This is a genomic window from Pseudoalteromonas sp. bablab_jr010 (assembly GCF_016464105.1).
Classification (GTDB): domain Bacteria; phylum Pseudomonadota; class Gammaproteobacteria; order Enterobacterales; family Alteromonadaceae; genus Pseudoalteromonas; species Pseudoalteromonas simplex.
This window is the reverse complement of record NZ_JACDWV010000160.1, coordinates 52,881-79,880: the sequence shown is the minus strand read 5'-3', so window position 1 is coordinate 79,880 and position 27,000 is coordinate 52,881. Positions and strand designations below refer to the sequence as shown.

At 41.6% G+C, this 27,000-nt stretch carries 28 protein-coding genes; 15 read left to right on the top strand and 13 right to left on the bottom strand.

All coding sequences use genetic code 11. The features are described from left to right. On the bottom strand, positions 1-1,389 hold the full coding sequence (dbpA, locus tag JIG37_RS16940; RefSeq protein WP_054554675.1) for an ATP-dependent RNA helicase DbpA: 1,389 nt from the start codon (positions 1,387-1,389) through the stop codon (positions 1-3). A 187-nt stretch (positions 1,390-1,576) separates the two neighbouring features. Between dbpA and JIG37_RS16935 the strand changes: the two genes are divergently transcribed. Next, positions 1,577-2,533, top strand: a complete 957-nt coding sequence (locus JIG37_RS16935; protein ID WP_138598971.1) for a tetratricopeptide repeat protein — start codon at positions 1,577-1,579, stop codon at positions 2,531-2,533. Between the two features lie 309 nt (positions 2,534-2,842). On the opposite strand, the gene JIG37_RS16930 is transcribed toward JIG37_RS16935, so the two are convergent. Both JIG37_RS16930 and JIG37_RS16925 read right to left on the bottom strand, forming a co-directional pair. After that, positions 2,843-4,795 carry a S9 family peptidase gene (locus JIG37_RS16930; RefSeq protein ID WP_199529892.1) on the bottom strand — a complete coding sequence of 651 codons (1,953 nt, stop codon included), beginning with the start codon at positions 4,793-4,795 and terminating at the stop codon, positions 2,843-2,845. A 77-nt stretch (positions 4,796-4,872) separates the two neighbouring features. Further along, positions 4,873-5,778, bottom strand: coding sequence for a DUF808 domain-containing protein (locus JIG37_RS16925; RefSeq protein WP_199529891.1), 906 nt, complete (start codon positions 5,776-5,778; stop codon positions 4,873-4,875). 113 nt (positions 5,779-5,891) lie between these two features. Here JIG37_RS16925 and JIG37_RS16920 point away from each other — a divergent pair, with 113 nt between their 5' ends. The 4 genes from JIG37_RS16920 to JIG37_RS16905 all read left to right on the top strand — a co-directional run bounded on the left by JIG37_RS16920 (position 5,892) and on the right by JIG37_RS16905 (position 9,094). After that, positions 5,892-6,179: an MliC family protein gene (locus tag JIG37_RS16920; RefSeq protein WP_054554672.1), complete on the top strand. Its 288-nt coding sequence runs from the start codon at positions 5,892-5,894 to the stop codon at positions 6,177-6,179. A gap of 85 nt (positions 6,180-6,264) precedes the next feature. Next, a complete protein-coding gene (gene ubiD, locus JIG37_RS16915) occupies positions 6,265-7,731 on the top strand; it encodes a 4-hydroxy-3-polyprenylbenzoate decarboxylase (RefSeq protein WP_138618737.1) in 1,467 nt (488 codons plus the stop codon). 87 nt (positions 7,732-7,818) lie between these two features. Then, positions 7,819-8,532: an NAD(P)H-flavin reductase gene (gene fre / locus JIG37_RS16910; RefSeq protein WP_138598968.1), complete on the top strand. Its 714-nt coding sequence runs from the start codon at positions 7,819-7,821 to the stop codon at positions 8,530-8,532. Positions 8,533-8,677: 145 nt separating this feature from the next. After that, positions 8,678-9,094 (top strand): CBS domain-containing protein, encoded by a 417-nt coding sequence (locus tag JIG37_RS16905; protein ID WP_199529890.1) that lies wholly within the window; start codon positions 8,678-8,680, stop codon positions 9,092-9,094. Between the two features lie 9 nt (positions 9,095-9,103). Here the strand turns inward: JIG37_RS16905 and add are convergent, their stop codons facing one another. The 8 genes from add to cyaY form a co-directional block, all read right to left on the bottom strand. Next, the gene (gene add, locus JIG37_RS16900) at positions 9,104-10,105 is read right to left on the bottom strand and encodes an adenosine deaminase (RefSeq protein WP_054554668.1); all 1,002 of its coding nucleotides are present in this window, start codon (positions 10,103-10,105) and stop codon (positions 9,104-9,106) included. Positions 10,106-10,208: 103 nt separating this feature from the next. Further along, positions 10,209-12,905: an ATP-binding protein gene (locus tag JIG37_RS16895; protein ID WP_199529889.1), complete on the bottom strand. Its 2,697-nt coding sequence runs from the start codon at positions 12,903-12,905 to the stop codon at positions 10,209-10,211. 30 nt (positions 12,906-12,935) lie between these two features. Further along, positions 12,936-14,045, bottom strand: a complete 1,110-nt coding sequence (locus JIG37_RS16890) for a heme biosynthesis HemY N-terminal domain-containing protein (RefSeq protein WP_199529888.1) — start codon at positions 14,043-14,045, stop codon at positions 12,936-12,938. Then, on the bottom strand, positions 14,042-15,862 hold the full coding sequence (locus JIG37_RS16885; RefSeq protein ID WP_199529887.1) for a uroporphyrinogen-III synthase: 1,821 nt from the start codon (positions 15,860-15,862) through the stop codon (positions 14,042-14,044). The genes JIG37_RS16890 and JIG37_RS16885 overlap by 4 nt, the downstream gene beginning before the upstream one ends. Before the next feature lies 1 nt (position 15,863). Next, the gene (hemC, locus tag JIG37_RS16880; RefSeq protein ID WP_199529886.1) at positions 15,864-16,802 is read right to left on the bottom strand and encodes a hydroxymethylbilane synthase; all 939 of its coding nucleotides are present in this window, start codon (positions 16,800-16,802) and stop codon (positions 15,864-15,866) included. A 36-nt stretch (positions 16,803-16,838) separates the two neighbouring features. Next, positions 16,839-17,726, bottom strand: a complete 888-nt coding sequence (locus tag JIG37_RS16875; RefSeq protein WP_199529885.1) for a DUF2914 domain-containing protein — start codon at positions 17,724-17,726, stop codon at positions 16,839-16,841. A 22-nt stretch (positions 17,727-17,748) separates the two neighbouring features. After that, positions 17,749-18,405, bottom strand: a complete 657-nt coding sequence (locus tag JIG37_RS16870) for an alpha/beta fold hydrolase (protein ID WP_199529884.1) — start codon at positions 18,403-18,405, stop codon at positions 17,749-17,751. Further along, positions 18,402-18,725 carry an iron donor protein CyaY gene (cyaY, locus tag JIG37_RS16865; protein ID WP_054554661.1) on the bottom strand — a complete coding sequence of 108 codons (324 nt, stop codon included), beginning with the start codon at positions 18,723-18,725 and terminating at the stop codon, positions 18,402-18,404. Before cyaY ends, JIG37_RS16870 begins: the two co-directional genes overlap by 4 nt. Before the next feature lie 148 nt (positions 18,726-18,873). Here cyaY and JIG37_RS16860 point away from each other — a divergent pair, with 148 nt between their 5' ends. From JIG37_RS16860 to JIG37_RS16825, 8 genes are all read left to right on the top strand, one after another. After that, on the top strand, positions 18,874-19,053 hold the full coding sequence (locus tag JIG37_RS16860; RefSeq protein ID WP_138598962.1) for a lipoprotein: 180 nt from the start codon (positions 18,874-18,876) through the stop codon (positions 19,051-19,053). Further along, positions 19,054-20,307, top strand: a complete 1,254-nt coding sequence (lysA, locus tag JIG37_RS16855) for a diaminopimelate decarboxylase (RefSeq protein WP_199529883.1) — start codon at positions 19,054-19,056, stop codon at positions 20,305-20,307. It begins immediately after the preceding gene. Positions 20,308-20,371: 64 nt separating this feature from the next. Next, on the top strand, positions 20,372-21,202 hold the full coding sequence (gene dapF, locus JIG37_RS16850) for a diaminopimelate epimerase (protein ID WP_054554658.1): 831 nt from the start codon (positions 20,372-20,374) through the stop codon (positions 21,200-21,202). After that, entirely contained in the window at positions 21,199-21,810 is a 612-nt protein-coding gene (locus JIG37_RS16845; RefSeq protein WP_063700662.1) for a DUF484 family protein, read from the top strand. Before dapF ends, JIG37_RS16845 begins: the two co-directional genes overlap by 4 nt. After that, on the top strand, positions 21,807-22,760 hold the full coding sequence (locus tag JIG37_RS16840; RefSeq protein ID WP_119854057.1) for a tyrosine recombinase XerC: 954 nt from the start codon (positions 21,807-21,809) through the stop codon (positions 22,758-22,760). Before JIG37_RS16845 ends, JIG37_RS16840 begins: the two co-directional genes overlap by 4 nt. Before the next feature lie 12 nt (positions 22,761-22,772). Further along, on the top strand, positions 22,773-23,483 hold the full coding sequence (locus tag JIG37_RS16835; RefSeq protein ID WP_199529882.1) for an HAD-IA family hydrolase: 711 nt from the start codon (positions 22,773-22,775) through the stop codon (positions 23,481-23,483). Between the two features lie 67 nt (positions 23,484-23,550). Then, positions 23,551-24,663: a retropepsin-like aspartic protease gene (locus JIG37_RS16830; RefSeq protein WP_199529881.1), complete on the top strand. Its 1,113-nt coding sequence runs from the start codon at positions 23,551-23,553 to the stop codon at positions 24,661-24,663. A 9-nt stretch (positions 24,664-24,672) separates the two neighbouring features. After that, on the top strand, positions 24,673-25,032 hold the full coding sequence (locus JIG37_RS16825; protein ID WP_054554653.1) for a HopJ type III effector protein: 360 nt from the start codon (positions 24,673-24,675) through the stop codon (positions 25,030-25,032). A 14-nt stretch (positions 25,033-25,046) separates the two neighbouring features. On the opposite strand, the gene JIG37_RS16820 is transcribed toward JIG37_RS16825, so the two are convergent. Then, positions 25,047-25,454 carry a GNAT family N-acetyltransferase gene (locus JIG37_RS16820; protein WP_199529880.1) on the bottom strand — a complete coding sequence of 136 codons (408 nt, stop codon included), beginning with the start codon at positions 25,452-25,454 and terminating at the stop codon, positions 25,047-25,049. 27 nt (positions 25,455-25,481) lie between these two features. Next, entirely contained in the window at positions 25,482-25,787 is a 306-nt protein-coding gene (locus JIG37_RS16815) for a DUF6482 family protein (RefSeq protein WP_054554651.1), read from the bottom strand. An 80-nt stretch (positions 25,788-25,867) separates the two neighbouring features. Here JIG37_RS16815 and JIG37_RS16810 point away from each other — a divergent pair, with 80 nt between their 5' ends. Then, complete coding sequence (locus JIG37_RS16810; protein ID WP_199529896.1) at positions 25,868-26,554, top strand: pseudouridine synthase; 687 nt, start codon at positions 25,868-25,870, stop codon at positions 26,552-26,554. 68 nt (positions 26,555-26,622) lie between these two features. After that, positions 26,623-26,997: a BlaI/MecI/CopY family transcriptional regulator gene (locus JIG37_RS16805; RefSeq protein ID WP_054554650.1), complete on the top strand. Its 375-nt coding sequence runs from the start codon at positions 26,623-26,625 to the stop codon at positions 26,995-26,997. The last annotated feature ends 3 nt before the right edge of the window (positions 26,998-27,000 follow it).

Below are 27,000 nucleotides of genomic sequence, written 5' to 3'. Positions count from 1 at the left end.
TTACCGACTCAAACGTCGCGCACGGATCTTGCGCTTTTTAATATTACCTTCGGTCAATTTGCGTAATGCAGGTTTTGCAGCTGCTCGCTCAACAGCAATAAAGGCCACATTATCAAGTACGTTAATTTTACCTACCTGATGACCAGCAATTCCCTCTTTACCAGTTAATGCACCTAAAATATCACCGGCACGAATTTTTTGCTTCTTGCCAGCATCAATCATAATTGTCGCCATGGTTGGCTTATAAGCAGGCTTTTCGAGCAAGCTAAATGGCGGAATTGGTTCAGGGTCAAAGTCGCGCTCATAGTGGTCGCCAATTTGTGCCACTTTAAATTGCTCTGCTTCACCATAAATAGAACATGCAATACCCTTTTTACCTGCTCGACCAGTACGACCAACACGGTGTACATGGGTTTGAGGGTCATGCGCGAGGTGGTAGTTCACTACCATGTCCATATCGTTGATATCTAAGCCACGCGCAGCAACATCCGTTGCAACCAGAATACAGGCACTTTTATTAGCAAAGCGAATTAAAGTGCGCTCACGTTCACGTTGATCTAAATCACCGTGTAAGGCAACCGCACTAAACCCTTCAGCATAAAGGTCATCACAAATCTGTTGAGTTTCAACCTTGGTGTTACAAAAAACCACACAGCTTTCTGGCTGGAACTTTAATAACAACAGCTTCAATGTATTAAAGCGCTGTTTGTTGTTATCTAGCTTATAAAAGTATTGCTTGATTGTACTTTTTGTTTGCTCTTCTTCAACCTTAATCATTTCTGGATTGCTAAGCACTCGCTCAGCTATCGCAGCAATTGATTTTGGATAAGTCGCACTAAACAATAATGTTTGGCGTTGATTTGGAATACTCTCAACAATAGCATCAAGGGTATCTTGGAAACCCATATCTAGCATTTGATCAGCTTCATCTAACACCAAGGTTTCAACATCATTTAAGCGCAATGTGCCTTTGCGAATATGGTCATCAACACGACCTGGCGTGCCAACAATGATATGCGCACCATGCTCTAATGAGCCAATTTGTGGACCAATAGACACACCGCCACATAAGGTTAAAACTTTAATGTTATGAATACCACGGGCTAGCTTACGAACTTCTTCCGCTACCTGCTCTGCTAATTCTCGGGTTGGACATAAAATGAGAGACTGAATACGAAAGCGTTTCACATTTAACTTAGCCAGCACACCTAGACTAAATGCAGCCGTTTTACCCGACCCGGTTTTAGCTTGGGCAATAATATCTTTGCCTTGCAAGATCACTGGCAAGCTTTGCGCTTGCACAGGCGTCATTTGCGTATAACCTAAAGTTGATAAGTTATCGGTTAACTCTTGCGGCAAAGCCAAAGATGAAAAAGCAGTAGCGGTCACAGTAATATTCCAAACTTGATAATTGAGGGACATCCTCGAAGATGCTGTGGATCATAGCAGAGAATGTGCTGTTTCTCTAAACGAAAACATTGTTCAGCATATTTAATTCATATTTGCTTACAGTTTGGTGCTTTCTAACTCTCTGCATTTGTTCTAGTTTATTGATAGCAATATTCAGGAAGAAACGATGCTTCTATTTAATACCGCACCCGCTGATGTTTTTTATAAAAAACAAAAAACGTGTCCACATTGCCATAGTGAACATTATTCTTTAAGCAATCACAGTAAAGTTTTGCGCTTTACTATTTTGCCCATCATGCCACTTTCTATTAATTATCAAAGACAATGTGATGACTGTGGCTATGTTACTCCTGCACCTTGGTATTCATTGCCCGCCTTAGAGTTAGCGTCGTTTATAAAGTACTTTATTGGCCTATTCATCATCGCTTACCTATTAGCAAAAGCATTAATCGGGGCGAATGAACAAACTGAGAACGAGCAAACTTACCTAAACGAGCCAAAGTTGTTTGATACCTATTTTGTCTATTCAGATAAGTTTACTGGCAAACCAAAACGTATTAACAACCTAAAAGTAGCTCAGCTCGTTGAATTGGATGACAAGAACATGACTTTTAGAGTTGCTAACTACACTTACAAGTACAATAAAGACATCGAGATTGCGATGCGAACCAGCATGCTAGTTCAAGATGATTACTTTTCTAGTAAAACCCTGACTTTCAGTAAATCACAAATACAGCAGCTTTATGATGAAGGCAGCATATATAAGATTATGCGACCTGAGCTTTATAGTTTATTTGGTGGTTTTGTTATGCACCCGCCTAGACCTAAGCCTTTATATACGGGCGTTAAGCTCGATAAACATAATCAGGAGGGGATCACTTACTTCAAAGATGGCTTATACGAGGAAGCGTTGAAAAGTTTTACCCTGTCTGCGGAAGATGGTTATTCATGGGGACAATTAAACTTGGGTCAGATGTATCGCGATGGCCAAGGGACAGAAGTGAATAACGAAAAAGCAGCTTACTGGCTCAACAAAGCCACCTTACAAGGGAATCCTAAAGCAAAGGTTGAGCTCGCAGAGCTATGCTTGAGTTACGATTGTAGTAAGTTGAATACTCAATAATCTGTTACCCATAAATATCACGCAGAAGAAACCAGCCTAATAATATGACTCTCGCTATTTACTTTATTTTTGTTATGTTATAACATTTTTTATGACACAGTATTTATATTACTTTGTTGGTTTTATAAATGCTTATTAGCAATAACAGAGTCACTCTCCTGCTCTGTTTTAAATTGCAACTAGGCTTCATTGCTTAATGAACGAATCATCTTTTGAGTTTGTACAACTTAAAGGAAGACCTTGCACACTAGCACGCTTACGTTCCCGTGCTAAATCCTTGCCGGCGAGCTTGCTCGCCGGCACTTTTCATTAAAGCTTTAAATGATCATCTAAAAAAGCCAATACTTTTTTATAGTAAAGAGTGCGGTGCTCTTCTTTATAAAAACCGTGACCTTCATCATCTAATAGCTCATAAATATAGGGATGATTCTCTTTCTTTAAAGCAGAAACTAACGACTCAGCTTGCTCGATAGGCGCCCTTCGATCTTCCCCACCATGAAAAATTAATACTGGAGCTTTTAACTTTTCTATATTGTAGCTTGGTGAAAAACGCTTTAGTTGCTCTTCATCCTCGCCTAATACCACTTTTAGAAAACGTTGCCCGCTATCACGCTCAGATACATCTCCCTCATCAAACATGAGTGGTAAATCATATACACCTACAACTCCAATCGCACACTGGAACATACCAGGTTCCAAGATCGCACTTTGTAACGCGGAATATCCACCAAAGCTGGCCCCCATAATGCAAATGTTACCTTTATCAGCAATACCGCTTGAAATAAGATATTTTACACCATCTATAATATCGTATTGTATTTCCTGTCCCCACTTGCGATGGCCGGCACGTTCAAAATTTCGTCCAAAGCCACCTGAGCCACGAAAGTTAACCTTTAGTACAGCAATTCCTCTACTCGCAAGAAGCTGAGCTGTTGAGTCATATCCCCACCAATCTCTTGGACCATGAGGACCCCCATGCGGCATTACTACTAATGGTAAGTTTTTTTCTTCAGCGTTATTTGGAATAGTTAAGTAACCGTAGATAGCTAGTCCATCACGTGCTGTAAAATTGATAGGCTTTGTAATCGCCATTTGACTAGGTTTAATCCAACTTCTGGATGAGAATAGAAAACCGAGATTATTAGTTTTAGCATCAAATAAGTAATAACTGCCAGGATTAGTGTCACTTGAGGCAAAAATGACGCTCTTATCACCATTTACGGTACTGCTGACTAATTGAACTTGCTGGCCCTCAAGCACTCTTAAAAGAGCTTTTAATTGCTGGCTTTTCTTAGTGTTATTATCTATAAAAGAATAGGTTGGGTAGCCTAACTCATGCTCGACAGCAAAAAGTTCTTTTGATACTTCATCCACCCACACCTGCTTTGGTGAAACACTTTTTTCTTTATGGATTAGATCAAATTGTTTAGTTTTAAGATTTAACTTATAAAGCCCTTTAGCTTCTCCGTTAACAGAAGCCGTCACATAAGCAGATTCATCCGTGCTATCAAAAGCATGCAACCCAACATCACTATACGAAATATCCTTTAAATTGAGCTCTTCCCACTCACCACCAGATTTAGGGCGGATATATATTTTTGGATTAATATAGTCATCAGTCGAGGCGGATACTCTTACGTTGCCTTCATGATCAGTCAGAAAACTAGCCATTCTTGAAGGTGAACGTGTGATCTTTTTTCTTGTCCCTCGATAGACATCTACTTCATACACAATCGTGTGAGGCTCTTTGGCAGCTGTCCATGGTATGGTTAAAACCAACATTTTACGCTTATTTTCTACCAATGGGTCAAGCACATAAGAGGTCCCTAATACAGGAGTTGCCTTTTTAATTCTCGTCCCAGTTTGCCTTTCACCTTGATAACCAACCAAATACTCCCCTTGACTGCCGTCTGCGTTTACACCAAACAACTCACCATGGTATTCAGGATGATCTTTCCAACCTTTTAGATACTCTTTAGCTAATACAATACGCTCTTCATTCACCCAGTAATAGTTGCCGACTTGAGCATTTTTTGGAAAGTTTATCGCATGCAATACCTTAAATGTATCAGTATCCAAAATCATTAAAGAATTCTTGCCGTTAGGCTGCGTCATTACGGCTAGGTATTTACCAGTAGGTGAAATCTTCACACTTCCAAACTCGCTAGCTTTACTGAAGGTTTCAATTGGTAAAGGTTTTGGTTTTGCATTACTAATAAAGCTAATAAGCAAACAAGATATAATTATGATTAATCTAGACATAAAATTCCCTTTTAAATTTAGAGTAAAATAAAAGGTAACAAATAACTCCCAACCAGTATACTTATAAATAACAATTGTTACCGAAAAAATCTCTTATAGATAATTGTCATTAAAACGACGATCCCCCCAGCCAAAACACCCAATAAACCATCAAATATAATCGGCGTAGCCAACTCCCCAGTTTTGCCAACTAAATCCGTTACAAACTCGATGCTACCTTGCTTGACGTGATGCAAAACAGGGATCCCATGTACCAATATGCCACCGCCAACTAAGAACATAGCAACCGTTCCTGCAAAGGCTAAAAAGCGCATTAACTTAGGCGCTGCAGCAAGTAAAAACTTACCTACAAGCTCTTTAAACTTACCGCCACTTTGCTGCGCTTTTTGCAGTAAATACAAACCAGCATCATCAAGTTTAACAATCCCAGCAACTAACCCATACACGCCAATGGTCATAATAATTGCGATTACACTGAGCACTAAAGCTTGATTAACCAGCGTTGCGCCAGCAACCGTACCTAGCGTTATCACTATAATTTCTGCAGAGAGGATAAAATCAGTACGGATTGCTCCTTTGATTTTTTGCTTTTCGTATTCTTGTAAGTCTTGTTGTTCAACCACACCTTCATCTTCTTGTTGAGCGTGACCAAACAGCTTTTCGATAATTTTCTCTGCACCTTCAAAACACAAAAACAGCCCGCCAACCATTAACAGCGGAGTGATTAACCAAGGCAACCAAACACTAATCAATAACGCTGCGGGCACTAAGATGGCTTTGTTGATAAACGAGCCTTTTGCCACAGCCCAAACCACTGGCAACTCTCTATCGGCAGTTACCCCTGTAACTTGCTGAGCATTAAGCGCGAGGTCATCACCTAACACCCCTGCTGTTTTTTTTGTTGCGACTTTACTCATCGTCGCAATGTCGTCTAAAAGTGTTGTAATATCATCAAGTAAGGTTAGTAAATTTGTGCCTGCCATGGTGGTTCCTTGCCCATTAAATACACTATCAACATAACTTATCCTGCCATTTTCACCAACGGTTAATTTTTCTTTGTTAGGCTTATAGCTCATTCAAAAATAGAGGTGTTTCTATGATTAAACCACTTCTCTCGGGGCTCGCTTTAGTTACCTTGTGCGCATGTGCTGAGCAAAGTGCACCGAGCAACTATCTGTGCGATGAGACCCTCAGCGCCAGTATCGTTGAGTACAATGATGAGGAAGCCAGACTGACATTTAAGGAGAGTGAATATTTACTCAATCGCCAAGTAAGCGGCTCTGGGGTTAAATACAGTGCCGATAATGTGCTGTTTTGGTCTAAAGGCGATGAAGCCATGCTGATTTTAAGAGGTAAAAAGTACCAATGTAGCTTAACCCAGTAATAGCAAAAGCTTTCGTGGCTAAATTAGCTTAATCAGTGGTTTTGAGTATAATAGCGACAGTTTATTCAGCGTTTAAGCGGCTATAATGAAATACAAAGATCTTCGCGAATTTATCGAGTTATTAGAACAAAAAGGTGAGTTAAAGCGGATCAAACAAGAAATTGATCCTTACCTTGAAATGACCGAAATTGCCGACCGTACGTTACGTGCAGAAGGCCCTGCTCTGTTATTCGAAAACCCTAAAGGTCACACCATTCCCGTTCTTGCTAACCTTTTTGGTACGCCCAAACGTGTAGCGATGGGTATGGGCCAAGATGATGTCAGTGAACTGCGCGAAGTTGGTAAGTTATTAGCTTTTCTAAAAGAGCCTGAGCCACCAAAAGGCATTAAAGAGGCACTAGGGCAAATCCCAGTATTCAAACAAGTACTGAATATGCCAGCTAAAGAAGTAAAAAAAGCGCCTTGTCAGCAAGTTATACTTGAAGGCGATAATGTTGACTTAACTAAGCTGCCTATCCAACATTGCTGGCCGGGTGATGCTGCTCCCTTGATCACATGGGGTCTAACGGTTACCAAAGGGCCTTATAAAAAGCGCCAAAACTTAGGCATTTACCGTCAGCAGCTATTGGGTAAAAACAAAATTATTATGCGTTGGCTATCGCACCGCGGTGGCGCATTAGATTTTCGTGAATGGTGTAAAGAGCACCCAGGCGAACCTTACCCTGTATCTGTCGCATTAGGTGCCGATCCTGCGACAATCTTAGGCGCTGTAACACCAGTACCAGACACCCTAAGCGAATATGCATTTGCTGGTTTACTACGCGGTAGTAAAACTGAAGTTGTTAAATCGGTTTCAAATGACCTACAAGTGCCTGCTACCGCAGAGTTCGTGCTTGAAGGTTATATTATGCCAGGTGAAACAGCACCAGAAGGCCCTTATGGCGACCACACAGGTTACTACAACGAAGTAGACGAGTTTCCGGTGATGACGGTCACTCACATTACACATCGTGAAAACCCAATTTATCACAGCACTTACACTGGCCGTCCACCAGATGAGCCAGCAGTACTCGGGGTTGCATTGAACGAAGTGTTCGTACCAATTCTGCAAAAGCAATTCCCTGAAATTGTAGATTTTTATCTACCACCTGAAGGCTGTTCTTATCGTATGGCTGTGGTCACGATGAAAAAACAATACCCAGGTCATGCCAAGCGCGTGATGATGGGGGTGTGGTCTTTCTTACGTCAATTCATGTATACCAAGTTCGTGATTGTTTGCGATGATGATGTAAACGCACGTGATTGGAACGACGTGATCTGGGCCATTACAACGCGTATGGACCCTGCTCGCGATACGACGATGATCGAAAACACGCCAATTGATTATTTAGATTTTGCATCGCCAGTTTCGGGCCTTGGCTCAAAAATGGGCATGGATGCAACCAATAAATGGCCAGGCGAAACAGATCGTGAATGGGGTGAGCCCATTGTTATGGATCCAAAAATCAAAGAACGTGTTGATGAATTATGGGACAGCTTAGATATTCTCTAAGCTGTGACTATGTTAAACTGCTCAAAATTTAACGGTTATGAGTGCGATTCATAACCGAATTTGCTTCTGTGCTTATAAAGGTAAACTATGCAAACATTACTCGCTGACGTTGTTGCGATCAGCCCGCTTACAGACCATGTACATAAGGTCATTTTGAAACCACAGCAACCTGTGTCATTCGAGGCAGGCCAATATATGCAACTTGTATTAGGCGAAAAAGATAAGCGTGCCTTTTCTATTGCAAGCCGCCCTTCACAAACTGACCAAATTGAACTACATATTGGTGCCGCAGGTGCTGATTCGTATGCAATGCAAGCGCTTGATCATTTACGTCAAGCACATACAGAGCAACAGCAAGTTAATGTTGAAGTGGGTTTAGGTGTATCACAGCTGCGAGTTGAGGGTGAGCGCCCAATTATTCTACTTGCTGGCGGTACTGGTTTTTCTTATGCCAAATCAATGGCTGATCACCTTGCTGAAATTGGCTGTGAGCGCCCTGTATTATTTTACTGGGGTGTTCGTGAGCAAGCTGCGCTTTATGCTCATGATGAAATGCAAGCATGGGCAAACAGCAACCCACATTTCCAATACATTCCAGTGGTTGAAAATGCGCCGCAAAGCTGGACTGGCAAAACCGGTTACGTCCACAAGGCCGTTATGGAAGATATAGTGTCTTTAGAACCATACGATATTTACATGGCAGGCCGCTTCGACATGATTGGCGTGGTTCGCGATGATTTTATTAACCATGGTGCGGTACGTGAGAACATGTACGCTGATGCATTTGCATTCATTAAATAACTAACTCATACCGGTTATTTTTAAGGCATCCAATTGGATGCCTTTTTTATTTGTTTTACCTATCGCCTTAATCCGTCTAAACGATTTCACAAACTGCATTTCCTTGACCATACTCTGTTTAGAATAACGATGGGGAGAGACCCAAATGCTAAATACAAAAGTACAAGACTTTATGCAACGTAAGTTGCCACACATTACGCCTGAAACTGAAATGACCACCGCGATTAGCGAGCTGCAAAAGTTTAAATTACTAGGCGCACCTGTATTCGATGACAACAAAAGTTTAGTTGGCTTTATTTCAGAACAAGAGCTGCAGCAACCGCTCATGCAAAACAGTTATTTCTGCGATGGCGTGGTAAAGGTAAAACAACTCATGCGCACCGATGTTGTTACCGTGAGTAGCGATCAAAATATCATTGAGTTGGCTGATGCCATGAAAACGGGTAAGCCAAAGAATTACCCAGTTATCGAGGGTGGTAAGGTTGTTGGCATGATCAGCCGAGGTGACGTGCTCAAGGCATTATATGAAAACTACGTTTCATGCCAAGAGCACCAAGTATAAGTTAGCTGCTTAACGATTAGCAGCTAACTGTTTTAAAGCCGCTTTATCTGCATCGCTTAAATAAGCAATTTCAAGCGCATTAGCTTGCGCTTTTTCCATATCGGCTTGGCTTAACCCTGCCGCAGGTGCTGCTACTTGATACTCATACGCTATTTCAATACCTTCAACGGCCGGATCATCAGTATTAATCGATGCCAAAATACCATGGTCTAAGAAGGTTTTTAGCGGGTGTTTTGCAAGCTCAGCAACAGTACTGGTTTGAATGTTACTGGTTAAGCAAGACTCAATACCAATGCGTTTATCACGTAAGTAATCCATTAGTGCAGCATCTTCAATTGCTTTTACACCATGACCAATACGCGTTGCACCAAGCTCGTTAATTGCTTGCCAAATGCTTTCGCTACCGCGTGCTTCACCGGCATGAATCGTGGCAGCTAAGTATGCATCATGAACTTGTTTAAAGTGATCAACAAATAGCTCACCCGGGAAACCAATTTCATCGCCAGCTAAATCAACCGCCACTAAATCATTTTTAAAAGCAAGTAGCGCATCAAGCTCTTGCTGACAGATTTTGGTGCCATATGTACGCGACATGATGCCGATTAAGTTAGCTTTAATTGGCGCGTTTTGGCACGCACTTTTTACACCATCAACCACCGCTTCGACAACTCCTTGCGGGTGTAAGCCTTGGCTTTGCGCCATATAATATGGACTAAAACGAAGCTCAACGTAATCGAGGTTTTGGGCAATCGCATCTTCAACGTTTTCGATAGCAATACGACGACAAGCATCGTAATCACCCAGTACTTTTACACCCCAATCAAGCTTTTGTAAAAATGCCACTAAATTTGGTTCAGGGTCGATAACCTGTACGTGCGGAATAAGCGCTTCAATGTTGTCAGCAGGTAATTCAAGATTAAACTGACGACCAAGGTCTAAGATCGTTTGTGGGCGAACATTACCATCTAGATGACGGTGAATATCAAGCAAAGGGAGTTTGTTATTGATCATAATTAGCACTCAGGTTCAGTAAATTTGCGCGGATCATACGTACCCACGGCGATATTTCAAGTTTAGATGATTTTATTTACTTTTTTGAGGTCAAATGTCTGCTTTAATGGCCGCTAGCATTATGCAAAAAATGCCACAAGGTTTTAAAAAGTTTATCAGCATCAATTGGTTTAGTTAAATAACCATTCATACCACTGGCTAAACCTTTCTTAAGATCATCATCGTGGGCATTTGCCGATAAGCCAATAATCGGTAAATCGGTGATCAGTAACTCGTTGCGAATAACCTTAGTCGCTTGTAAGCCATCCATATTCGGCATTTGAATATCCATGAGTACAAGGTCATAGCTTTTTTCACTGATCATCTTAATAGCCTCGTGGCCATCTTTAGCGATATCAGGTTGGCAACCTTTAGTTTTTAAAATCGAACTCGCCACATGTTGATTCAATGGGTTATCTTCAACCAATAGAATTGTATCGCCAGCAAATGAAACAGCTGTCACATCGATATCAGCTAACTCATCGTCGCTATGAATCACCTCTTCAAGAGGGGACTCAAATGGCAGCGAAATTGTAAACGTTGAACCTTGCCCCTCAGAGCTACTGAGGCTTATCTCGCCTCCCATCATAACAATGAGTTTTTGGCAAATACTCAAGCCTAAACCTGTGCCACCAAAGCGACGAGAGGTTGAGCTATCGGCTTGTGAGAATGGTTTAAACAGGCGCTGCTGCGCCTCTTTACTGATGCCGATGCCAGTATCAATAACACTAAAGTAAGTAAATTTACCCTGCTGCCAAATACGTAATGTAATCGTGCCTTCTTGAGTGAACTTCACCGCATTGTTTAACAGGTTTAATAATACTTGTTTTAAACGAATTGGGTCGGTGTGGATCAATAAGTGCGCAGATGCATCAAACTCAACCTTAAACTTTAAAGCACGGGAATTAAGTTCAAACTGCAATAAGTTAGTCAGTTCATTAACCAACGCATTCACATCGATGGGTTCTTGATGTAGCTCCAATCGCCCCGCTTCTATTTTAGAAAAATCTAAAACATCATTGATTACCCGTAATAGTACATTCAATGCACCATCGGCTTGATCAATATAACCACGGGCTTGTTGCCAGTCAGGCTCTTGCATTGCTAAATAATGCAAACCTTTTATACCATTAATAGGTGTGCGTATTTCATGGCTCATATTCGCCAAGAACTCACTTTTAATTTGGCTGGCTTTATCGGCTTTTAGTTTTTCTTCGCGAAGGCTTTGAGTTTGTTTCGCTACTTGCTGACGAATTTGAATATTAGTACCGGTTACTGAAATCAAAAATGTGATCAATAACCAAACAAACAGCATACCGACTATTTGCGCTAGCCAATAAGGCAGCCATGACGACTGCGCTACTGACTCCCATAATTTCACCTGCCAAACGCGCTCGCCAATAATAAAATTAAAGCTCGCAATAGCGGTTGTACCAACACGGTGTGGGCTGTAAATCTCGACAGGGTTAGTACCATCGGTAACATCAAAAAAACTGGTTTCAATCTCAGTATTTTGATTAAAATTTAGTGTTTGTGCCAGCAACTCTAAATTAACCACAGCAACAACATAACCCCGAAAGCCGACCTGATGATTAATGTCTGAATAAACAGGGTTAAAGAATAAAACGCCCTTTTCGTTACCATCACCTTGCATCAAAGTAATAGGCTCACTGACGGTGACATTTTTAATTAACCGAGAGTCAGTTAACGCTTGTTTACGTAACTCGTTTGAAGCCAAATCAAAGCCTTGCGCTGGTTCGTTCCCTACTAATGGATGAATATATTGCACCGGAAAATAGACTGCTCTCTTACTTACCGGCTGCCACTGTCCTGCAGCATTTTTTTCTTTCACGTAGTAATCAGCACCCAGTTCATCACGCAGTAGACTTTGATAGTTATTTAGTTGTGAGTGAATAACTTTAGGTGCCCACTCAAGGGCAAGGATTTCTTTGCTATATTGTAGTTGCCTTGTTGTAAAACGCTTAAATTCATCAAAATCAACCATGTCACTACTAGCAAAAAAAGTAGCTAATAAAGATAAATGCGATTTAATTTCATCAACTTGGTGTTCAAGATTAGTATGAATTGCACTGACTTTTGCTTGCTGGCGCTGTAAGTCTTTGTCTTTTTTTACACTGGCTGCACCATAAAAGCTGACACAAATAACCACATAAATTAATAACGACGGCACAATGATTTGCAGCCGTTGACGAGTGTGGTGGTAACTAAATGCCGCTAAAATTAATGGTGTGAAAATCAGCACCCCAATGCTGTCGCCAATCCACCATGCGATAAAATTATTAAGCGCCGCATAACTCGGAATAACATTATTAATGACCAATAAGCCGGTGCCAATTGATGCTGCAATCAAGCTACACAAAGGGCCGCCTATCATTAAACCAATCATACTTTGCTTTAATGACGATAACTCAATCGGGCGTTTAACTACATGAATTATAATGTAATAGGCAAGCCAAGCCTGAAATGTTGATGCACTTGTCACACCAATAGCTTGCAACATCATTTGCCAGTGAAAAATATCAGTAACTTTATCAAGGTGAATAAGGTTTACAAAGAACGCCCCTAGCAAAACTCCTAGCAGAGCACGATTTCGAAGCAGTAAGATACTGGCAAGCGCAATACCTGCAGGCGGCCACGCTGCAACCGCATAACCATCAATCGCCAGCAAAGAATTACTTAAATACCCTGTAAGAAAGTAAGCAAGTGCAATACTTATTGTCAGTGTAAATAAGTTTTTCAAGCCATTGCTCCTTTGCCGGCTGAAGTAAAATTATTGATAGAGTACCAATGCTTTTTCTGGTTGGGCACTCTTACTATAACTAAGAACCGCTTGCTGCAAATAGGCATGGCGGTTATCAGCATTAAGCGCTTTATCAAACACCCGCGCAGCTAAGTCATATTCACCATGCGCATTTGCTAAACATGCAAGGGCTAATAGTAAATCTGTATTTTCGGTATCTTTTTTTAATACATCCTGCAAACTTGATTGCAACTTGAGTGCATCGCCAGCGCTACTAGTACGTAAAATACGTGCTAAGTCTTTATGTTGCAGCGGTTTTTTTATCATTTTAATTAAGCTTAGCTCAATTTTGTTTAACTCACCTGCCTTCGCCATCGCCGTTAAATAGCTTACCTCAGCATGTGGTTTCAGGTTTTTGGCTAATTGCTCATAACGCTCAGTTAAATCTCCGTTTGATTGAGCTGCAAAGTAACTATCAAAAAGTTGTTGCCACTCTTGCTCTGAAAGTGTTTTCTTGCGCAATAAACGCGGCATAAAGTCATTCAATGACGCCCACTTTTGCTCTTTTACCAATACATGGGCATACATTTTAAGCTCTAAACTCGTGGCTTTTTTGCGCTCAGCTAACGCTTTAAGGTCAGCAAAAATGGTGCTGGTTTCACCGCTAGCAATCCATAAATTAGCCACTTTTAACTGCTTATCCTGGCTTATTTTATCAAGATAACTAACCGCTTTTTCGCTCTCATTGTTAGCTAATGCCGCTTTAGCAAGAAGCGCATAACGTATATCGCTCCACTTATCTGCAACACTATTGTTATCAAGTGTAAGCTCAAGCTGTGCATAATCGTTATTAATTAAGCTCCATACACCTTGCTCAATAGCCGCTTGTTTACGCTCTTCACTGCGCGCAAAAAAGCCATGGCGTGTATGGCTATATAAAGATATTAAGTAACGGCAAAGCTTATAAAGTAAAAACAGTGCAGCGAATGCTAATATTAAAAGTGCTGTGATGCCCCAAATAGTCCCTTCAATGGTTGTTTTATTAAAGGCAATTAGTACATAACCCTTTTGATCTATAAAAAAAGGGGCAATCCCTAAGCAGACTGCTATTGCAATAATGATTAATAAAAAGCGGATCATTGTGCCCACTCCTTCACCTGCTCAGTACTTTGTAGTGACACTTTTGGACTAAAATCGAGCTGCTCTTTCGAAAGCTCAGCAAGACTTTTTAAGGCCGCTTTTGTTTGCGCATCATCTTGCTTAAAGTAATCTTTTACCAAGCTATGAGCAGCATCAACAGCACTAAAATACACACTACTTTGTTTACTTAATACCGCATCTTGCGCTTGAGCTAAGTATAAACTTAAGCGCTGTTTTACTAGGTGACGCTCTTGCTCACTTAAAAATGGTGCGATAACCATATCTTCACGTGTGCGCACTGTAACAAAGAAGTCTTTAAACTGCTGCCACGACTTCGCAAGGTTTTGACGCCACTCACTGACATTTTCACTTAGTTGATTTGGGTCTTCTTTAACGACTTCTTCAGGGAGTGAAATAGCATTAAATACCAGTTCATCCACTTTTTGATTAATGCCATGTAGTTTTAAATAAATTGCCTCAACAGCAACAGGTTCTATGGCATTCAAGGTTTGTAAATCTTGGTGAATTGCTTGGCGAATAGCGCCTGTACCCGGGTGTTCTGCAAGCAAGCTATCTAAGCGAGATAGCACAGCAGCAGCCCCTTGGTAATCGTGCTCTGCCCACAATTTAAATTCGGCCATACGCTGCAAGCTTGTGACTTCTTGCGGATTAAGCGTGAAAGTTTGCTGCTCGGCGCGCTTTAAAGCCGCTTGTAATTGCTGCTGTGTTTGCTCAGCACTTTCGTTTAGTGCATCAGTGACCTTTTGTTCACTGTTATAAAGCGAGTGCTGCATTGTTTGTTGGGCACTTTTTAATGCATCAATTTGCTGCTGTAAGCGAAGGTTTTCATCTGTCAGTTCAGTCAATGCCACAGCCGATTGCTGATCGCTATTTAATTTTAGATAAAACTCATAGCCAACTGCACAGGCCACTAAAAGTGAAATAAGTAACGCTAAGCTACCTGTTTTGCTGATGCCTCTTTTAGCTTGTACAGGCGCTTTTGCCCCAGTATTTGCCGTTTGCGCTTTTTTCTCTGGCTGTGCAGTCACTGGCTTTGCGGGTTGTTTTGATTCTGCTTCACTCATTTTGCTACCTTGCTGATTAATGCAGGTGAACATAGCGTTGTCGCTCGCCCCTGCAGCAATATGTATCTGTGTTCTTACGACATTTTGTTGCTTTAAATAGTCAGCGATACGCTCACTGGCAACGAAAAACTGTCGCTCTTTCAACCATGCAAGCTGAGGCTCTTTTAGGCCATTAAAAATGGCATCCACCGCTGCATTACTGGTAATGACTATACCTTCTACATCAATTGTTTGCCAGTGGTCCATCCACTTGCCCGGTTCGCTCTCAATTGCGCTTCGCTTGTAAACAACCAATTGATTTAATAAAGCACCACGTTGTTTTAACGTTTTTGCTATGGTCGTGCGCCCACCTTCACCTTTCACTAAAACAATGTTACTTAGTTCAACATCTTGTAGTGTTTTTAATTCAAGCAGACCTTCTGAATCATGCTGTTTGGGCACTGCGGCTCGTCGCCCAAAGGCTTCATAAACCGCATCAGCCGTTTGCTGACCGACCGCATAAAGTTGCGCTGCTTTGTTGATTGTTGGTGTGAGTTTTAACAAGGCATGCACGGCATCTTGCGAGATAAAAATGATTTTATCGGCATTTTCTAGCGGCGCGAGCTCACTACTATTTACTGTGAGGTAATCTAAGGTAAGGACTGGGCACAGGGTTGTTTGATAACCCGCCTGCTGAAGCTCAAGAGCAAGCTCAGTGCCTTTTCCTTCTGGACGAGTTATCAAAATATGCATATTAAGCGTCTCTATATACTTCAGCTAAAATTTTATCAGCACCTTGCTCAAGTAGCTTTTCAGCAAGTGTAATACCTAACTGCTCTGCGTCAGCCACTGGGCCTGTCACTTCATCACGTAGCATTTGGCTACCATCAATAGCGCCCACTAAACCACGTAAATGCACTTGCCCACCATCGACCAATGCAAATGCACCAATTGGCACTTGGCAACCACCTTCTAAACGGCGATTCATAGCACGCTCGGCATTAACACGAATACGTGTTTCATTATGTTCGAGTGGCGCTAACAGTGCTTTTGTTACTTCATCATCAATACGGCACTCAATACCCACAGCACCTTGACCATTTGCAGGTAATGATACCTCTGGCTCGATAAAAGCTGTAATACGCTCTGGCATTTCTAAACGAATTAGACCCGCTGCAGCTAGGATGATTGCATCATATTGACCATCATCTAGTTTTGCCAAACGCGTATTAACATTACCGCGTAAGTCACGAATGTCTAAATCAGGGCGCGCTTCGCGAATTTGGCATTGGCGGCGTAAGCTTGATGTACCAACAATAGCGCCTTGTGGTAACTCATCTAAACTCTTGTAGTTGTTTGATACAAACGCATCGCGCGGGTCTTCACGCTCACAAATTGTGTGTAATGCTAAACCTTCAGGAAACTCAACAGGTACATCTTTCATCGAATGCACCGCAATATCTGCACGACCATCTAGCATGGCTTGCTCAAGCTCTTTTACGAATAAGCCTTTACCACCTATCTTGGCCAGTGGTGTATCAAGGATAATATCGCCTTGTGTCGACATAGGAACCAACTCTACCGTTACGTCGTCATGGAAGTGCTCTAGTTGAGCTTTTACAAATTCAGCCTGCCATAAAGCAAGTGCACTTTTACGGGTCGCGATACGAACTAGTTTTGTTGTCTGTGTCATGAAAAATCCAATTAATTATCAGGCTGATACTAAATATTACTCAGCTAAAATTCTAAATTCTTTTTGGGCCAGTAAGTTGCCATCTGCGTCAATAACTTCAACACGCCAATCACCCAGTTGCTCTGGCATGATGTTTTTCGTTGAATAAGTACGAAATCGCGGACTACTTACGGCCAATTCAATCGAAGCAAGCTGTTGGTCTTGGTAATACCATTGGTGACGAACAGTTTGTCCCTGCATATTTCTAAGCTCGCTAAAAAAGCTCAGGCTACTGCTAATTTGCGCTAATTTTACATCGTTTTTTAAAACGTTTACTGGTTCTCGATCAACAACATCGGTAGTTAATACTGCGCGGCTTACTTTATCTGTGTCTATTTTTGCGCCAATTGCAACACTGGCAATATGTGCTGACCGTGAAAACTGCTGCTGAGCATCAGGTGCTGCTGCAATTTCAACTTGCTGTTCAGTTTGTGATGCTTCTTCATCAGGAATAACGGCTAATGTTTCAGGTTGTTGCTCATCAATAACCTCTTCACTGTCGATCTCAGCCTCTACTGATGTAACGTCAGGCTCTACAATGTTTGAGCTCACAACCTCTGCTTTAGCCGTTGCTGTGTTATCAACCAACGGTGTTTGCTCATTCATTGACGGAGCAACAACTTCTTTTGGCTCTTCTTGCTCAGCGTCATTTAAAGAGGTTTGTAATTCAGCATTTGTAAACTCTGCTTGCGGTTCATCTTGCGGTGATTGCTCAGCATTTACAGCACCAATAAAGCTATATACTAATATAGCCAGCGCAACTAAGATAACACTGCTGACCATAAAGATGCGTCGCCAATGCCATTGATAAGTCACTGCTGTCGGTGCTGAACTTGCCGATTCAACGGCATTCATATTTGCTGTAATTACAAGTTTCTTTGTCATGTTGGCCTCTAAAACCAAAAAATTAACTCAAGCGAGCAATTAACCACTCTCGAATAGCCATCAGTTCTTCACCACAAACTTGGTGCGCCATCGGATAGTCTTGCCAGCTTACTTCCATGTTGTTAGCGCTAAGCACGTCAAATGCTTGTCTTCCTGCGCTATGCGGTACCACATCGTCAAATCGACCATGTGCCATAAAAATGTTTAACCCCTGCTGCTTGGCTTCATCGGCAAATTTTGCAGGCACACACATATAGGTTGAAAGTGCCATTACACCCGCTAATTTATAATCTAGACGTGGCGCTAAGTGCAGCGATACCACACCCCCTTGCGAAAAACCGGCAAGAATAATTTTGTTAGGAGCGATACCTTTTGCAATTTCTTGGTCAATAATTGCAGCCACTTTTGCAGCAGATTCACGCACTCCTTGCTCATCGGCACGCTTATCTAAATCCATCGATTTAATATCGTACCAAGAACGCATTGCCATACCACCATTAATGGTGACCGGCTGCACTGGCGCATGTGGAAACACAAAACGTACGCCAAGCTCTTTTGGTAGAGCAAGTTGCGGTGCAACTGGGGCAAAACCATCACCCGAATCACCTAAACCATGAAGCCAGATAACCGTTGCTTTGTGATCACCTTGCGCTGGATATTCAACAAACTCTAAACTCATAGTTCAGAACGCCATTCAATTGTTTGACCTGCTTGGCGAGTTGCCGCATCACACATAAATTGCCAAAACTCTGCACCTGAGCGGTTATCAATCCACTTATCGTCGCGTAGTTCAAAATGGTGACCGTTAAATTTAGTCGCCACCCAAACTTGGTGTAATGGTGCTTGCTTGTTGATCACTATTTTACTGCGATCAGGAAAGATGATTTCTAAAATACCTGACGCTGATTCATAGTCTAAATCGGCATCACATTCATCGATTTGCTCTTCAATAGTTAGCATTAATGCATCGGCTAGTGTGTGGTATTCATGATCAGTCATTTTAGTGTCCTTTAACTGGCTTTAAGCCTAGATCTGGGGGCAGATTGTGTACATCAAGTGTAACAGGAATAAATTCATCCGCGAATAGCTGCATTTTTTAAATATTCTGTTACTCTGCGATTATAAAGCCAGCAACCGTATTAATCTAATGAAAGAGACTCATAGCCAAAAATTAAAAACCATTTTACCTCTAAGCGCCCTTCTAGTAACCCTAGCAGGTTGCGGACAAAGTGGTGCTCTTTATCTGCCAGATGATACTAAGCCGCCTGCAAAGTCTCAGCCACAAGCTGATCCATCCGAACAACCAGAGCAAAAACAGGACCAATAGATGGACTTTTTTAACTACAATAATAATCAGCTGTTCGCTGAAGACATCGCTGTCAAAGAGCTTGCCGAACAATATGGTACGCCTTGTTATATCTATTCTCGCAAAACCTTTGAACGTCATTATTTAGCATTTGCAGACGCTGCTAAGTCACATAATAGCTTGGTGTGCTATGCCGTAAAAGCCAACTCAAATATTGCCGTGCTGAATATTTTAGCGCGACTTGGCTCAGGTTTTGACATCGTTTCAAAAGGTGAGCTTGCACGCGTTATCCAAGCAGGCGGAGACGCAAGTAAGGTTGTGTTTTCTGGCGTTGCAAAAACCGCTGACGAAATTACTTATGCACTTGAATTGGGGATCAAGTGTTTTAACGTTGAGTCAGTGGCTGAGCTTGAACGAATTTCAAAAGTGGCAACGGATCTTAACTTAGTGGCACCGATTTCGATTCGCGTAAACCCAGATATAGATGCAAAAACGCACCCTTATATCTCAACCGGTTTAAAAGAGAATAAGTTTGGTATTGATATTCAAACTGCAGTGACTGTGTATCAACATGCAGCATCACTACCCGGTTTAAAAATTACCGGTGTAGATTGCCACATCGGTTCGCAGCTAACGGAAATAAAACCTTTCTTAGCAGCACTTGAAAAAGTACTGACTCTTATCGAAGAGTTAAAAGCGGTTGGCATCAAGCTAACTCACCTAGATATCGGTGGTGGTCTTGGCGTGCCTTATAATGGCGAAACGCCTCCTCATCCAAGCGAGTATGTTGATAAAATTACCGCTCGATTAGCAGACTACCAAGATTTAGAACTTATTTTTGAACCTGGTCGTGCGATTGCAGCCAACGCAGGTATTTTAGTTACTAAAGTTGAGTTTATTAAACAAAACCAAGATAAGTTCTTTGCTATTGTTGATGCTGGCATGAACGATATGTTGCGTCCATCGCTGTATCAAGCTTGGCAAAGTATTGTGCCAGTTGAACCTCGCGCAGATGATACACCTACTCACAACTACGATATTGTCGGCCCAGTTTGTGAAACCGGCGACTTTTTAGGCAAAGACCGTGAGCTTGCACTTCAAGCCGGTGACCTATTAGCGCAGCGCAGCGCTGGCGCGTATGGTTTTACCATGAGCTCAAATTACAACTCACGCCCGCGTGTTGCAGAGATTATGGTGGATGGTCAGCAAAGCCATTTAATTCGCCAACGCGAAACCTTAGAAAGCCTTTGGCAAGGTGAGAAAATTTTACCATAAACGTTTTTATAACCGCCCTGCTCTGTGGCATGATTAGCTCAGAGCAAACCCGAATTAGAGCGTTATGTTAGTTAATTTTTCAAAAATGCACGGCCTAGGTAATGACTTTGTCGTTATTGATAACATTACTCAAAATGTTTTTTTATCACGTGATCAAATAAAGAAGCTGGCAGATCGCCATTTCGGCATTGGCTTCGATCAACTGCTTATGGTTGAAGCCCCTTACTCGCCTGATCTCGATTTTCATTATCGAATTTTCAATGCCGATGGTAACGAAGTTGAACAATGCGGCAACGGCGCGCGCTGTTTCGCCCGCTTTGTACGTATGAAGGGCCTGACCAATAAGCATAAAATTTCGGTTTCAACAAAATCTGGTAACCTCACGCTTTATATAGAGAAAGATGGCCAAGTAACGGTAAATATGGGCCACCCTAATTTTGAACCGAACAAAATTCCATTAAAAGCCAGCAAGCGTGAGCTGACCTATATTCTTCGCACTGAAGAACACACAGTATTTAGTGGCGCAGTGTCGATGGGTAACCCACATTGCGTGTTAGAAGTTGATGACATTCATACCGCAGAAGTCACCACCTTAGGCCCACTCCTTGAAAATCATGAGCGTTTTCCACAACGTGCAAATGTTGGTTTTATGCAGGTAATTTCGCAAGATCACATTAAACTAAGAGTGTGGGAACGTGGCGTTAGTGAAACCTTAGCCTGTGGTACAGGTGCTTGTGCTGCGGTCGTGGTTGGACAAATTCAAAGTAAACTTGCTAATACCGTACAAGTTGACTTACCCGGCGGCAGTTTACAAGTACGTTGGCAAGGCGAAGGCCACCCTGTACGAATGACAGGCCCTGCTGAGCATGTTTTTGATGGACAAGTGGCACTATGAGCAAACTAACAGAACAACAAATTGCTGAATATTTAAAAGCACACCCTGATTTTTTTATTAAAAACCCTGATGTGCTCGCTGAAGTTGAACTACAACAGCAAACGGCTGGAGCAACGTCTTTGGTACATATTCAACAGCGCCAATTACGTGAACACAATACGTTATTAAAAAATAAGATTGAGCAGCTCGTTGAACAAGCAAAAGAAAACGAGTTAATTTACCGCTTATTTAGCGACTGTCATCGTCAGTTATGGACTAACTACGACTTTACGACACTGGCTAGCAATTTGCGCAATATTATCTGCACTAATCCATCCATTAACGAATGCCACTTAGTTAAGTACGATAAAAAGTTTGATGAATTAATTGCTCATCGCCTGCAAAACGACGGCATTTACTTGGGTCGAGTAAGCCAACAAGAAAGAGACTTACTGTTTTCAGACACGACTCAATCGACTGCCTTATATTTAATTGGTAACACAAAACACCCTGTGGCTATTTTGGCGTTTGGTAGTGATGACGTAAATCACTTCGAACCGGCAAAAGACAGCTTTTTTGTCCTTGAGTTTGTTCGCTCATTACAACTGCGCTTATTGGAACTTGCATGAGCGATGTGACGACGCCAGACATTGATGAATTAAGTGATGCTTGGCGAACACCTATCCAACTATTTGCAGACTACTTACGCTACGAAAAACAATACTCAGCGCACACAGTAAACCAATACACGAGCCAGCTAGGCTTCGCAGCTTTGTACTTTAGTAAACTATGTGAAGACTGGTTTGCTGTTCAAGGTGAGCATATTCGCCGTTACAGCATGCAAATGCGCAGCAAACAATTGAGTGGTCGCACAATCAGTTTAAAACTGAGTTGTATTCGCAGTTTATATAAATTCTTAAAAGCCAAAAATATAGCCAGTCAGGCATATTATCACAATCCGGCAGAGGCCATTAAAGGGCCAAAATTTTCCAAGCCTTTACCCAAAAATTTAGACGTAGATCAAATGGCTAAGCTACTAGAACTGCCAGATGATGAGCCTTTAGCTATTCGTGACAAAGCTATGATGGAATTAATGTACTCTTCGGGTCTGCGCATTAGCGAGTTAGTTGGCGCTAACATACAAGATATAAACCCGACTGAAGGCGAAATTTTAGTCCGTGGTAAAGGTAACAAAGAACGCTTATTACCTGTAGGCAGCAAAGCGCTCAGTGCATTAAAAGCATGGCTGAAAATTCGCCCTCAATTTGCACATCCTGATGAAATAGCCGTGTTTGTTAGCAGCCAAAAAAAGCGAATTTCCGTACGCCAAGTTCGCTTACGGATGCAAGAATGGGGCATTAAGCAAGGGATCAGCTCACAAGTGCATCCGCATAAATTGCGTCACTCATTTGCATCACATATTTTAGAATCATCAGGGGATCTGCGTGCCGTACAAGAACTGTTAGGACACAGTAGTTTGTCTGCAACTCAAGTTTATACGCATTTAGATTTTCAGCATTTAGCTAAAGTGTACGATAACACCCATCCACGCGCTAAAAAGCGCTCAACATCAGAGTAAACCCTTGTCATTATGATCCGATTTAACCGTGCCCTATCGCCAGTTTCTGTTTTAAGTTTTGATTTAGACGACACACTTTACAACAACCATCCGATCATAAAATCAGCCTTGCAAGCACAAGCTGATTACCTCGAGGCATTAGACCAATGGCCAGCCGATAGCATGAGCTACTGGTTAACATGCCGCGATAAAGCTTTAAAACATGATGCGACTTTAATTGATGACGTTACGCGCTGGCGACAAGCAGCATTACACTATGCCATGACCGATCTGGGTTTTTCAGCAGAGCAAGCTCAGTTGCATGCCGAAAATGCTTATCAGGCATTCGCTGATGCCCGCAGTCAAATAACCGTTACTGATGAAGTACTTGAATTACTTAATAACCTCAGTAAACACTACCGGCTCATCGCCATCACCAATGGTAATGTCGAAGTAGAAAAGTTTAACCTTAATGGTGTGTTTGAGTTAGTTTTACAAGCAGGCCCACACGGAAAAGCGAAGCCGCACAGCACCTTGTTTGATAGCGCAGCAAAGCAGTTAGAGGTTAATCATAAAGAAATTTTGCACATTGGCGATAGCCTAGATACTGATGTACAAGGTGCCAATAATGCTGGCTGCCAAAGCGTTTGGCTTAATAACCAAGCAACGCAATATCGTTATCAAGGATTAGCAGATATTGAGATCAGTAATATCATGGCGCTCAATCATTTAGTTAAAAAGTAACGACTTTAAAAAATGTGTTTTATGCTGAGTAAGTAAATAACAAAGATTAAATGATTGGGCAAAACGGATGAATGCTTTTCTTAAATTAATATTGCTATGCTCTCTTAGCTTAAACGGTTACTTTATTTGGCAGCTTTTTAACCCGGCAAAGCCGTTAGAAATAGAAACTGTCGCACCAGCGCCTAAAGTACAAAAAGGCACAGCGTTACCAGCCCACTTTCAACAAGCTGTTGCGCTATTTAGCAACCAATTATTCGACAAAGCGGTTGCTGAGTACACTCAATTACTTATGAATGAACCTCGCTATGCAAGGCAACTTAAACAAATTTGGCAACAACAACTTGAGACATGGCTTTCCCATCAAAAATTCACCTTAAGTGAGCAATTTTTAACGGCCTTTTTAAATAGTCACCCTTACGATGTCACCATGCTTGAACTTGAGGCAAAGCGTTTAATAGCACAAGGTGATACCCAACAAGGTATTATCAATTTACTGGCGCTTAGCAACCAGTTAGACAGCAATGATAAGCAACAACTTAACAAACAAATAGACGAGCTAAGCAAATCCTATATTGATGAACTTATTGCAACGCAACAATGGCAAGCCCTACTTAATATTAGTCAACAATGGCTTGATTACGCGCCTGGCAACGCGCATTACTTATATAACAATGCATTAGCTAACTACCATTTAGAAGATTATGTCGCGAGCCAAATAACCCTAGATCAACTACCCGAAGATCATGACTATAAACAACAGGCTGAGCAATTACATCAGTTGATTCAACAAGCCCTCGCAGGTGTTGAAATTATAAAATTAACTGCTCGAGGTTCGCACTATTTGGTGAACAGTATCATCAACGATGATATCGAAACCGAGCTGATGATCGACACCGGCGCTAGCTTTACTGTAATTAACCAAACATTATTAAACTCGCTTAACACCCCAGCCAATTACCTTGGCACCTTACAAGTAAACACAGCTAATGGAATTGTTGAAGCACAGCGTTATCAGCTCGAGTCGTTTCAAGTCGGTCAACAACGTATTCGTAATTTTGAAGTGCTGGTAATAGAAAATCATGTTGGCTATGGCTTGCTTGGTATGAACTTTTTAGAGAATTTTAAGTTTAATATCAATCAGCAAGTGAATGAGTTAGAGTTGATAAAGAACAATTTTTAAGGACAAGCAATGACTCTTAACGAATTTCTTTCGAAATTAGCAAGCACACCGCAGCAAATTGAGTTTACCGATACCATGGCGGTCATAGACAACAATTATGACTTTACCCCAAGTGGTTTTAACAATCATGGCCTGCTAAGCGCGGCAAATGAAAATAATGGCTCGTGTAAAATTTTTGCCTTTGCTAAGCTAAATCAACTGAGTAAACAAAACACCCTAGATTGCTTTGGCGCGTTTTATCGTGATGACGTATTACACAATCCTGAAGGGCAAGACCACATGAACATCCGCACTTTCATGCTTGCCCCAGAAGCGACCCCTTTCTTAGGGATTACTTTTACCGAGCAAGACGTGCTAAAAGCGAAGTGAGTAAAAGCCAATAGTTAAAGGCTTTTTTCCATAAAATAACGGCAGCCGTCGAGTGGGTAGTTACGCATTTCATATTTAACTAGGTAGCCGTTTTTTTCGTAGAAGGGTTTGGCTTGGAAATCGAGCGTATCGAGTTGAGCAGTGCTTGCACCAAGTGCTTTAGCTTTGCTCTCTAATTCATTTAGTAATCGTGTCGCAAGTCCTTTACCACGCATATTGTCATCACACCAAAGCCAACTGATAAGCAGCCAATTGCCAAATACCTGACCATGAATACCAGCAACCACACTGTTTTGTTTATTAACGAACTTAAAACCAACGGGAATACGCTCGGCATTAAAATACGCGGCGTTGAAAGCCACAATATGTTCTCTAAGCTGGTTGTTTAAATCAGCTGAGTCATCACTTTTTAATTGATACATATACTCAGTATACGCTTATATCGTTAATCAGTATAAGTGGTTCTTACCATAGGGTACTTCAAGCATGTTGCTGGCCAGCTTTTCGGGCTGACCACACATCTCATCATAAGCACTAGTGTGGCGTAAAACCATATCACCATAACTTAGGTGATCGAGGCGCTTTTGAATGTGCAACGGGCTAATATCACGAATAAACTCACCTTGCTCATCAGTAACATAATACTCAACGTTATTGATCAGCACAGACACCTGATACAGCGCCATTTCTAATGAATGAAGGATAACCTTTTGCAGTGGTTGGTGAGCTGCAAGCTCTGATAATTTGATAGGCATGTGCATTCCTCTTTGGTGGTGGAACTATTCATACGTGATTTTGATATACTGTGATCAAATTAATTGTACAAAAATCACTCATGCCAGAAAAAGTACGACTTGCTAAATTTATTGCCCATGCGGGTGTTTGCTCTCGAAAGCAAGCATCGCGCTTGATAGATCAAGGTGAGGTAACAGTAAATGGCCGTGCCGCAAATCATATAGATCATGTTGATGAGCACGATGATGTGATTGTACTTGGCGAAAAAATTTTAGCTAAGGCACCACTCACCTACTTTGCTTATCACAAGCCTGTTGGTATAGATTGCAAATTAAATGCTGATGACCCAACAAGCCTTATTCATAGCCTGCCTAAAACCACTCGCGTTTACCCAATTGGCCGGCTCGACAAAGACTCCCGAGGTTTGTTGATTTTGACCAATGACGGTGAGTTTTGTAATCAACTGATCCACCCTGATTACCACCAACCCAAACGCTATTTAGTCACCGTTGATAAGTCCCTTGATAGCGATTTTTGTAAAAAAATGGCGGGCGGTGTGCCTGTCGATAAACAAATAACCCTCCCTTGCACGGTGACTCAAGTCAGCGAAAAACAGTTTTGCATCGTCTTAAAACAAGGTTTAAATCGGCAAATACGTAAAATGGCTCGTTTTTGTGGCTACAAAGTCATCGACCTTTACCGCACAGATATCGCAAAACTGTCACTCACCACGCTGAATTTGCCCGAAGGACAAATAGTCAGTATCAAAAAAAGTGACATTCTCTAACAAAAAAGTTTGCATTAATTGATTACACGTGTAATCTTTAATTAAAGATTACATCTGTAGGCATAAAAATGATTGAACTTTCTAAAGCTGAATTCGAAGTATTAGATGCAGTATGGCTTGGCTACCCAGCCACAGCTAGTGAAGTAATTGCGCGTTTAAGTGACGATAAAGAATGGCACGAAAAAACCATTAAAACGCTACTAAGCCGTTTAGTTAAAAAAGGCGCTCTTAGCTTCGAGAAACAAGGCCGCCAATATAACTACACTCCTTGCATCGCCCGTGAAGAATACACATTAAAAGAAAGCCAAAGCTTTATTGAACGCTTCTTTAATGGCCGTATTGCGCCACTGGTGAGTGGCTTTGCTAAATCAGAGCAACTCTCGCAACATGATATTGATGAGCTGAAAAAGGTCATTGATGATTGGGAAAAACAGCAAAAATAAGGC

Bases quoted from the DNA above. Each gene is read 5' to 3' on its own strand.
- JIG37_RS16935 (WP_138598971.1), top strand. From the start codon at position 1,577: ATGCTTCTATTTAATACCGCACCCGCTGATGTTTTTTATAAAAAACAA.
- JIG37_RS16930 (WP_199529892.1), bottom strand. From the start codon at position 4,795: ATGTCTAGATTAATCATAATTATATCTTGTTTGCTTATTAGCTTTATT.
- JIG37_RS16925 (WP_199529891.1), bottom strand. From the start codon at position 5,778: ATGGCAGGCACAAATTTACTAACCTTACTTGATGATATTACAACACTT.
- JIG37_RS16920 (WP_054554672.1), top strand. From the start codon at position 5,892: ATGATTAAACCACTTCTCTCGGGGCTCGCTTTAGTTACCTTGTGCGCA.
- ubiD (WP_138618737.1), top strand. From the start codon at position 6,265: ATGAAATACAAAGATCTTCGCGAATTTATCGAGTTATTAGAACAAAAA.
- fre (WP_138598968.1), top strand. From the start codon at position 7,819: ATGCAAACATTACTCGCTGACGTTGTTGCGATCAGCCCGCTTACAGAC.
- JIG37_RS16905 (WP_199529890.1), top strand. From the start codon at position 8,678: ATGCTAAATACAAAAGTACAAGACTTTATGCAACGTAAGTTGCCACAC.
- add (WP_054554668.1), bottom strand. From the start codon at position 10,105: ATGATCAATAACAAACTCCCTTTGCTTGATATTCACCGTCATCTAGAT.
- JIG37_RS16890 (WP_199529888.1), bottom strand. From the start codon at position 14,045: ATGATCCGCTTTTTATTAATCATTATTGCAATAGCAGTCTGCTTAGGG.
- JIG37_RS16885 (WP_199529887.1), bottom strand. From the start codon at position 15,862: ATGCATATTTTGATAACTCGTCCAGAAGGAAAAGGCACTGAGCTTGCT.
- hemC (WP_199529886.1), bottom strand. From the start codon at position 16,802: ATGACACAGACAACAAAACTAGTTCGTATCGCGACCCGTAAAAGTGCA.
- JIG37_RS16875 (WP_199529885.1), bottom strand. From the start codon at position 17,726: ATGACAAAGAAACTTGTAATTACAGCAAATATGAATGCCGTTGAATCG.
- JIG37_RS16870 (WP_199529884.1), bottom strand. From the start codon at position 18,405: ATGAGTTTAGAGTTTGTTGAATATCCAGCGCAAGGTGATCACAAAGCA.
- cyaY (WP_054554661.1), bottom strand. From the start codon at position 18,725: ATGACTGATCATGAATACCACACACTAGCCGATGCATTAATGCTAACT.
- JIG37_RS16860 (WP_138598962.1), top strand. From the start codon at position 18,874: ATGAAAGAGACTCATAGCCAAAAATTAAAAACCATTTTACCTCTAAGC.
- lysA (WP_199529883.1), top strand. From the start codon at position 19,054: ATGGACTTTTTTAACTACAATAATAATCAGCTGTTCGCTGAAGACATC.
- dapF (WP_054554658.1), top strand. From the start codon at position 20,372: ATGTTAGTTAATTTTTCAAAAATGCACGGCCTAGGTAATGACTTTGTC.
- JIG37_RS16845 (WP_063700662.1), top strand. From the start codon at position 21,199: ATGAGCAAACTAACAGAACAACAAATTGCTGAATATTTAAAAGCACAC.
- JIG37_RS16840 (WP_119854057.1), top strand. From the start codon at position 21,807: ATGAGCGATGTGACGACGCCAGACATTGATGAATTAAGTGATGCTTGG.
- JIG37_RS16835 (WP_199529882.1), top strand. From the start codon at position 22,773: ATGATCCGATTTAACCGTGCCCTATCGCCAGTTTCTGTTTTAAGTTTT.
- JIG37_RS16830 (WP_199529881.1), top strand. From the start codon at position 23,551: ATGAATGCTTTTCTTAAATTAATATTGCTATGCTCTCTTAGCTTAAAC.
- JIG37_RS16825 (WP_054554653.1), top strand. From the start codon at position 24,673: ATGACTCTTAACGAATTTCTTTCGAAATTAGCAAGCACACCGCAGCAA.
- JIG37_RS16820 (WP_199529880.1), bottom strand. From the start codon at position 25,454: ATGTATCAATTAAAAAGTGATGACTCAGCTGATTTAAACAACCAGCTT.
- JIG37_RS16815 (WP_054554651.1), bottom strand. From the start codon at position 25,787: ATGCCTATCAAATTATCAGAGCTTGCAGCTCACCAACCACTGCAAAAG.
- JIG37_RS16810 (WP_199529896.1), top strand. From the start codon at position 25,868: ATGCCAGAAAAAGTACGACTTGCTAAATTTATTGCCCATGCGGGTGTT.
- JIG37_RS16805 (WP_054554650.1), top strand. From the start codon at position 26,623: ATGATTGAACTTTCTAAAGCTGAATTCGAAGTATTAGATGCAGTATGG.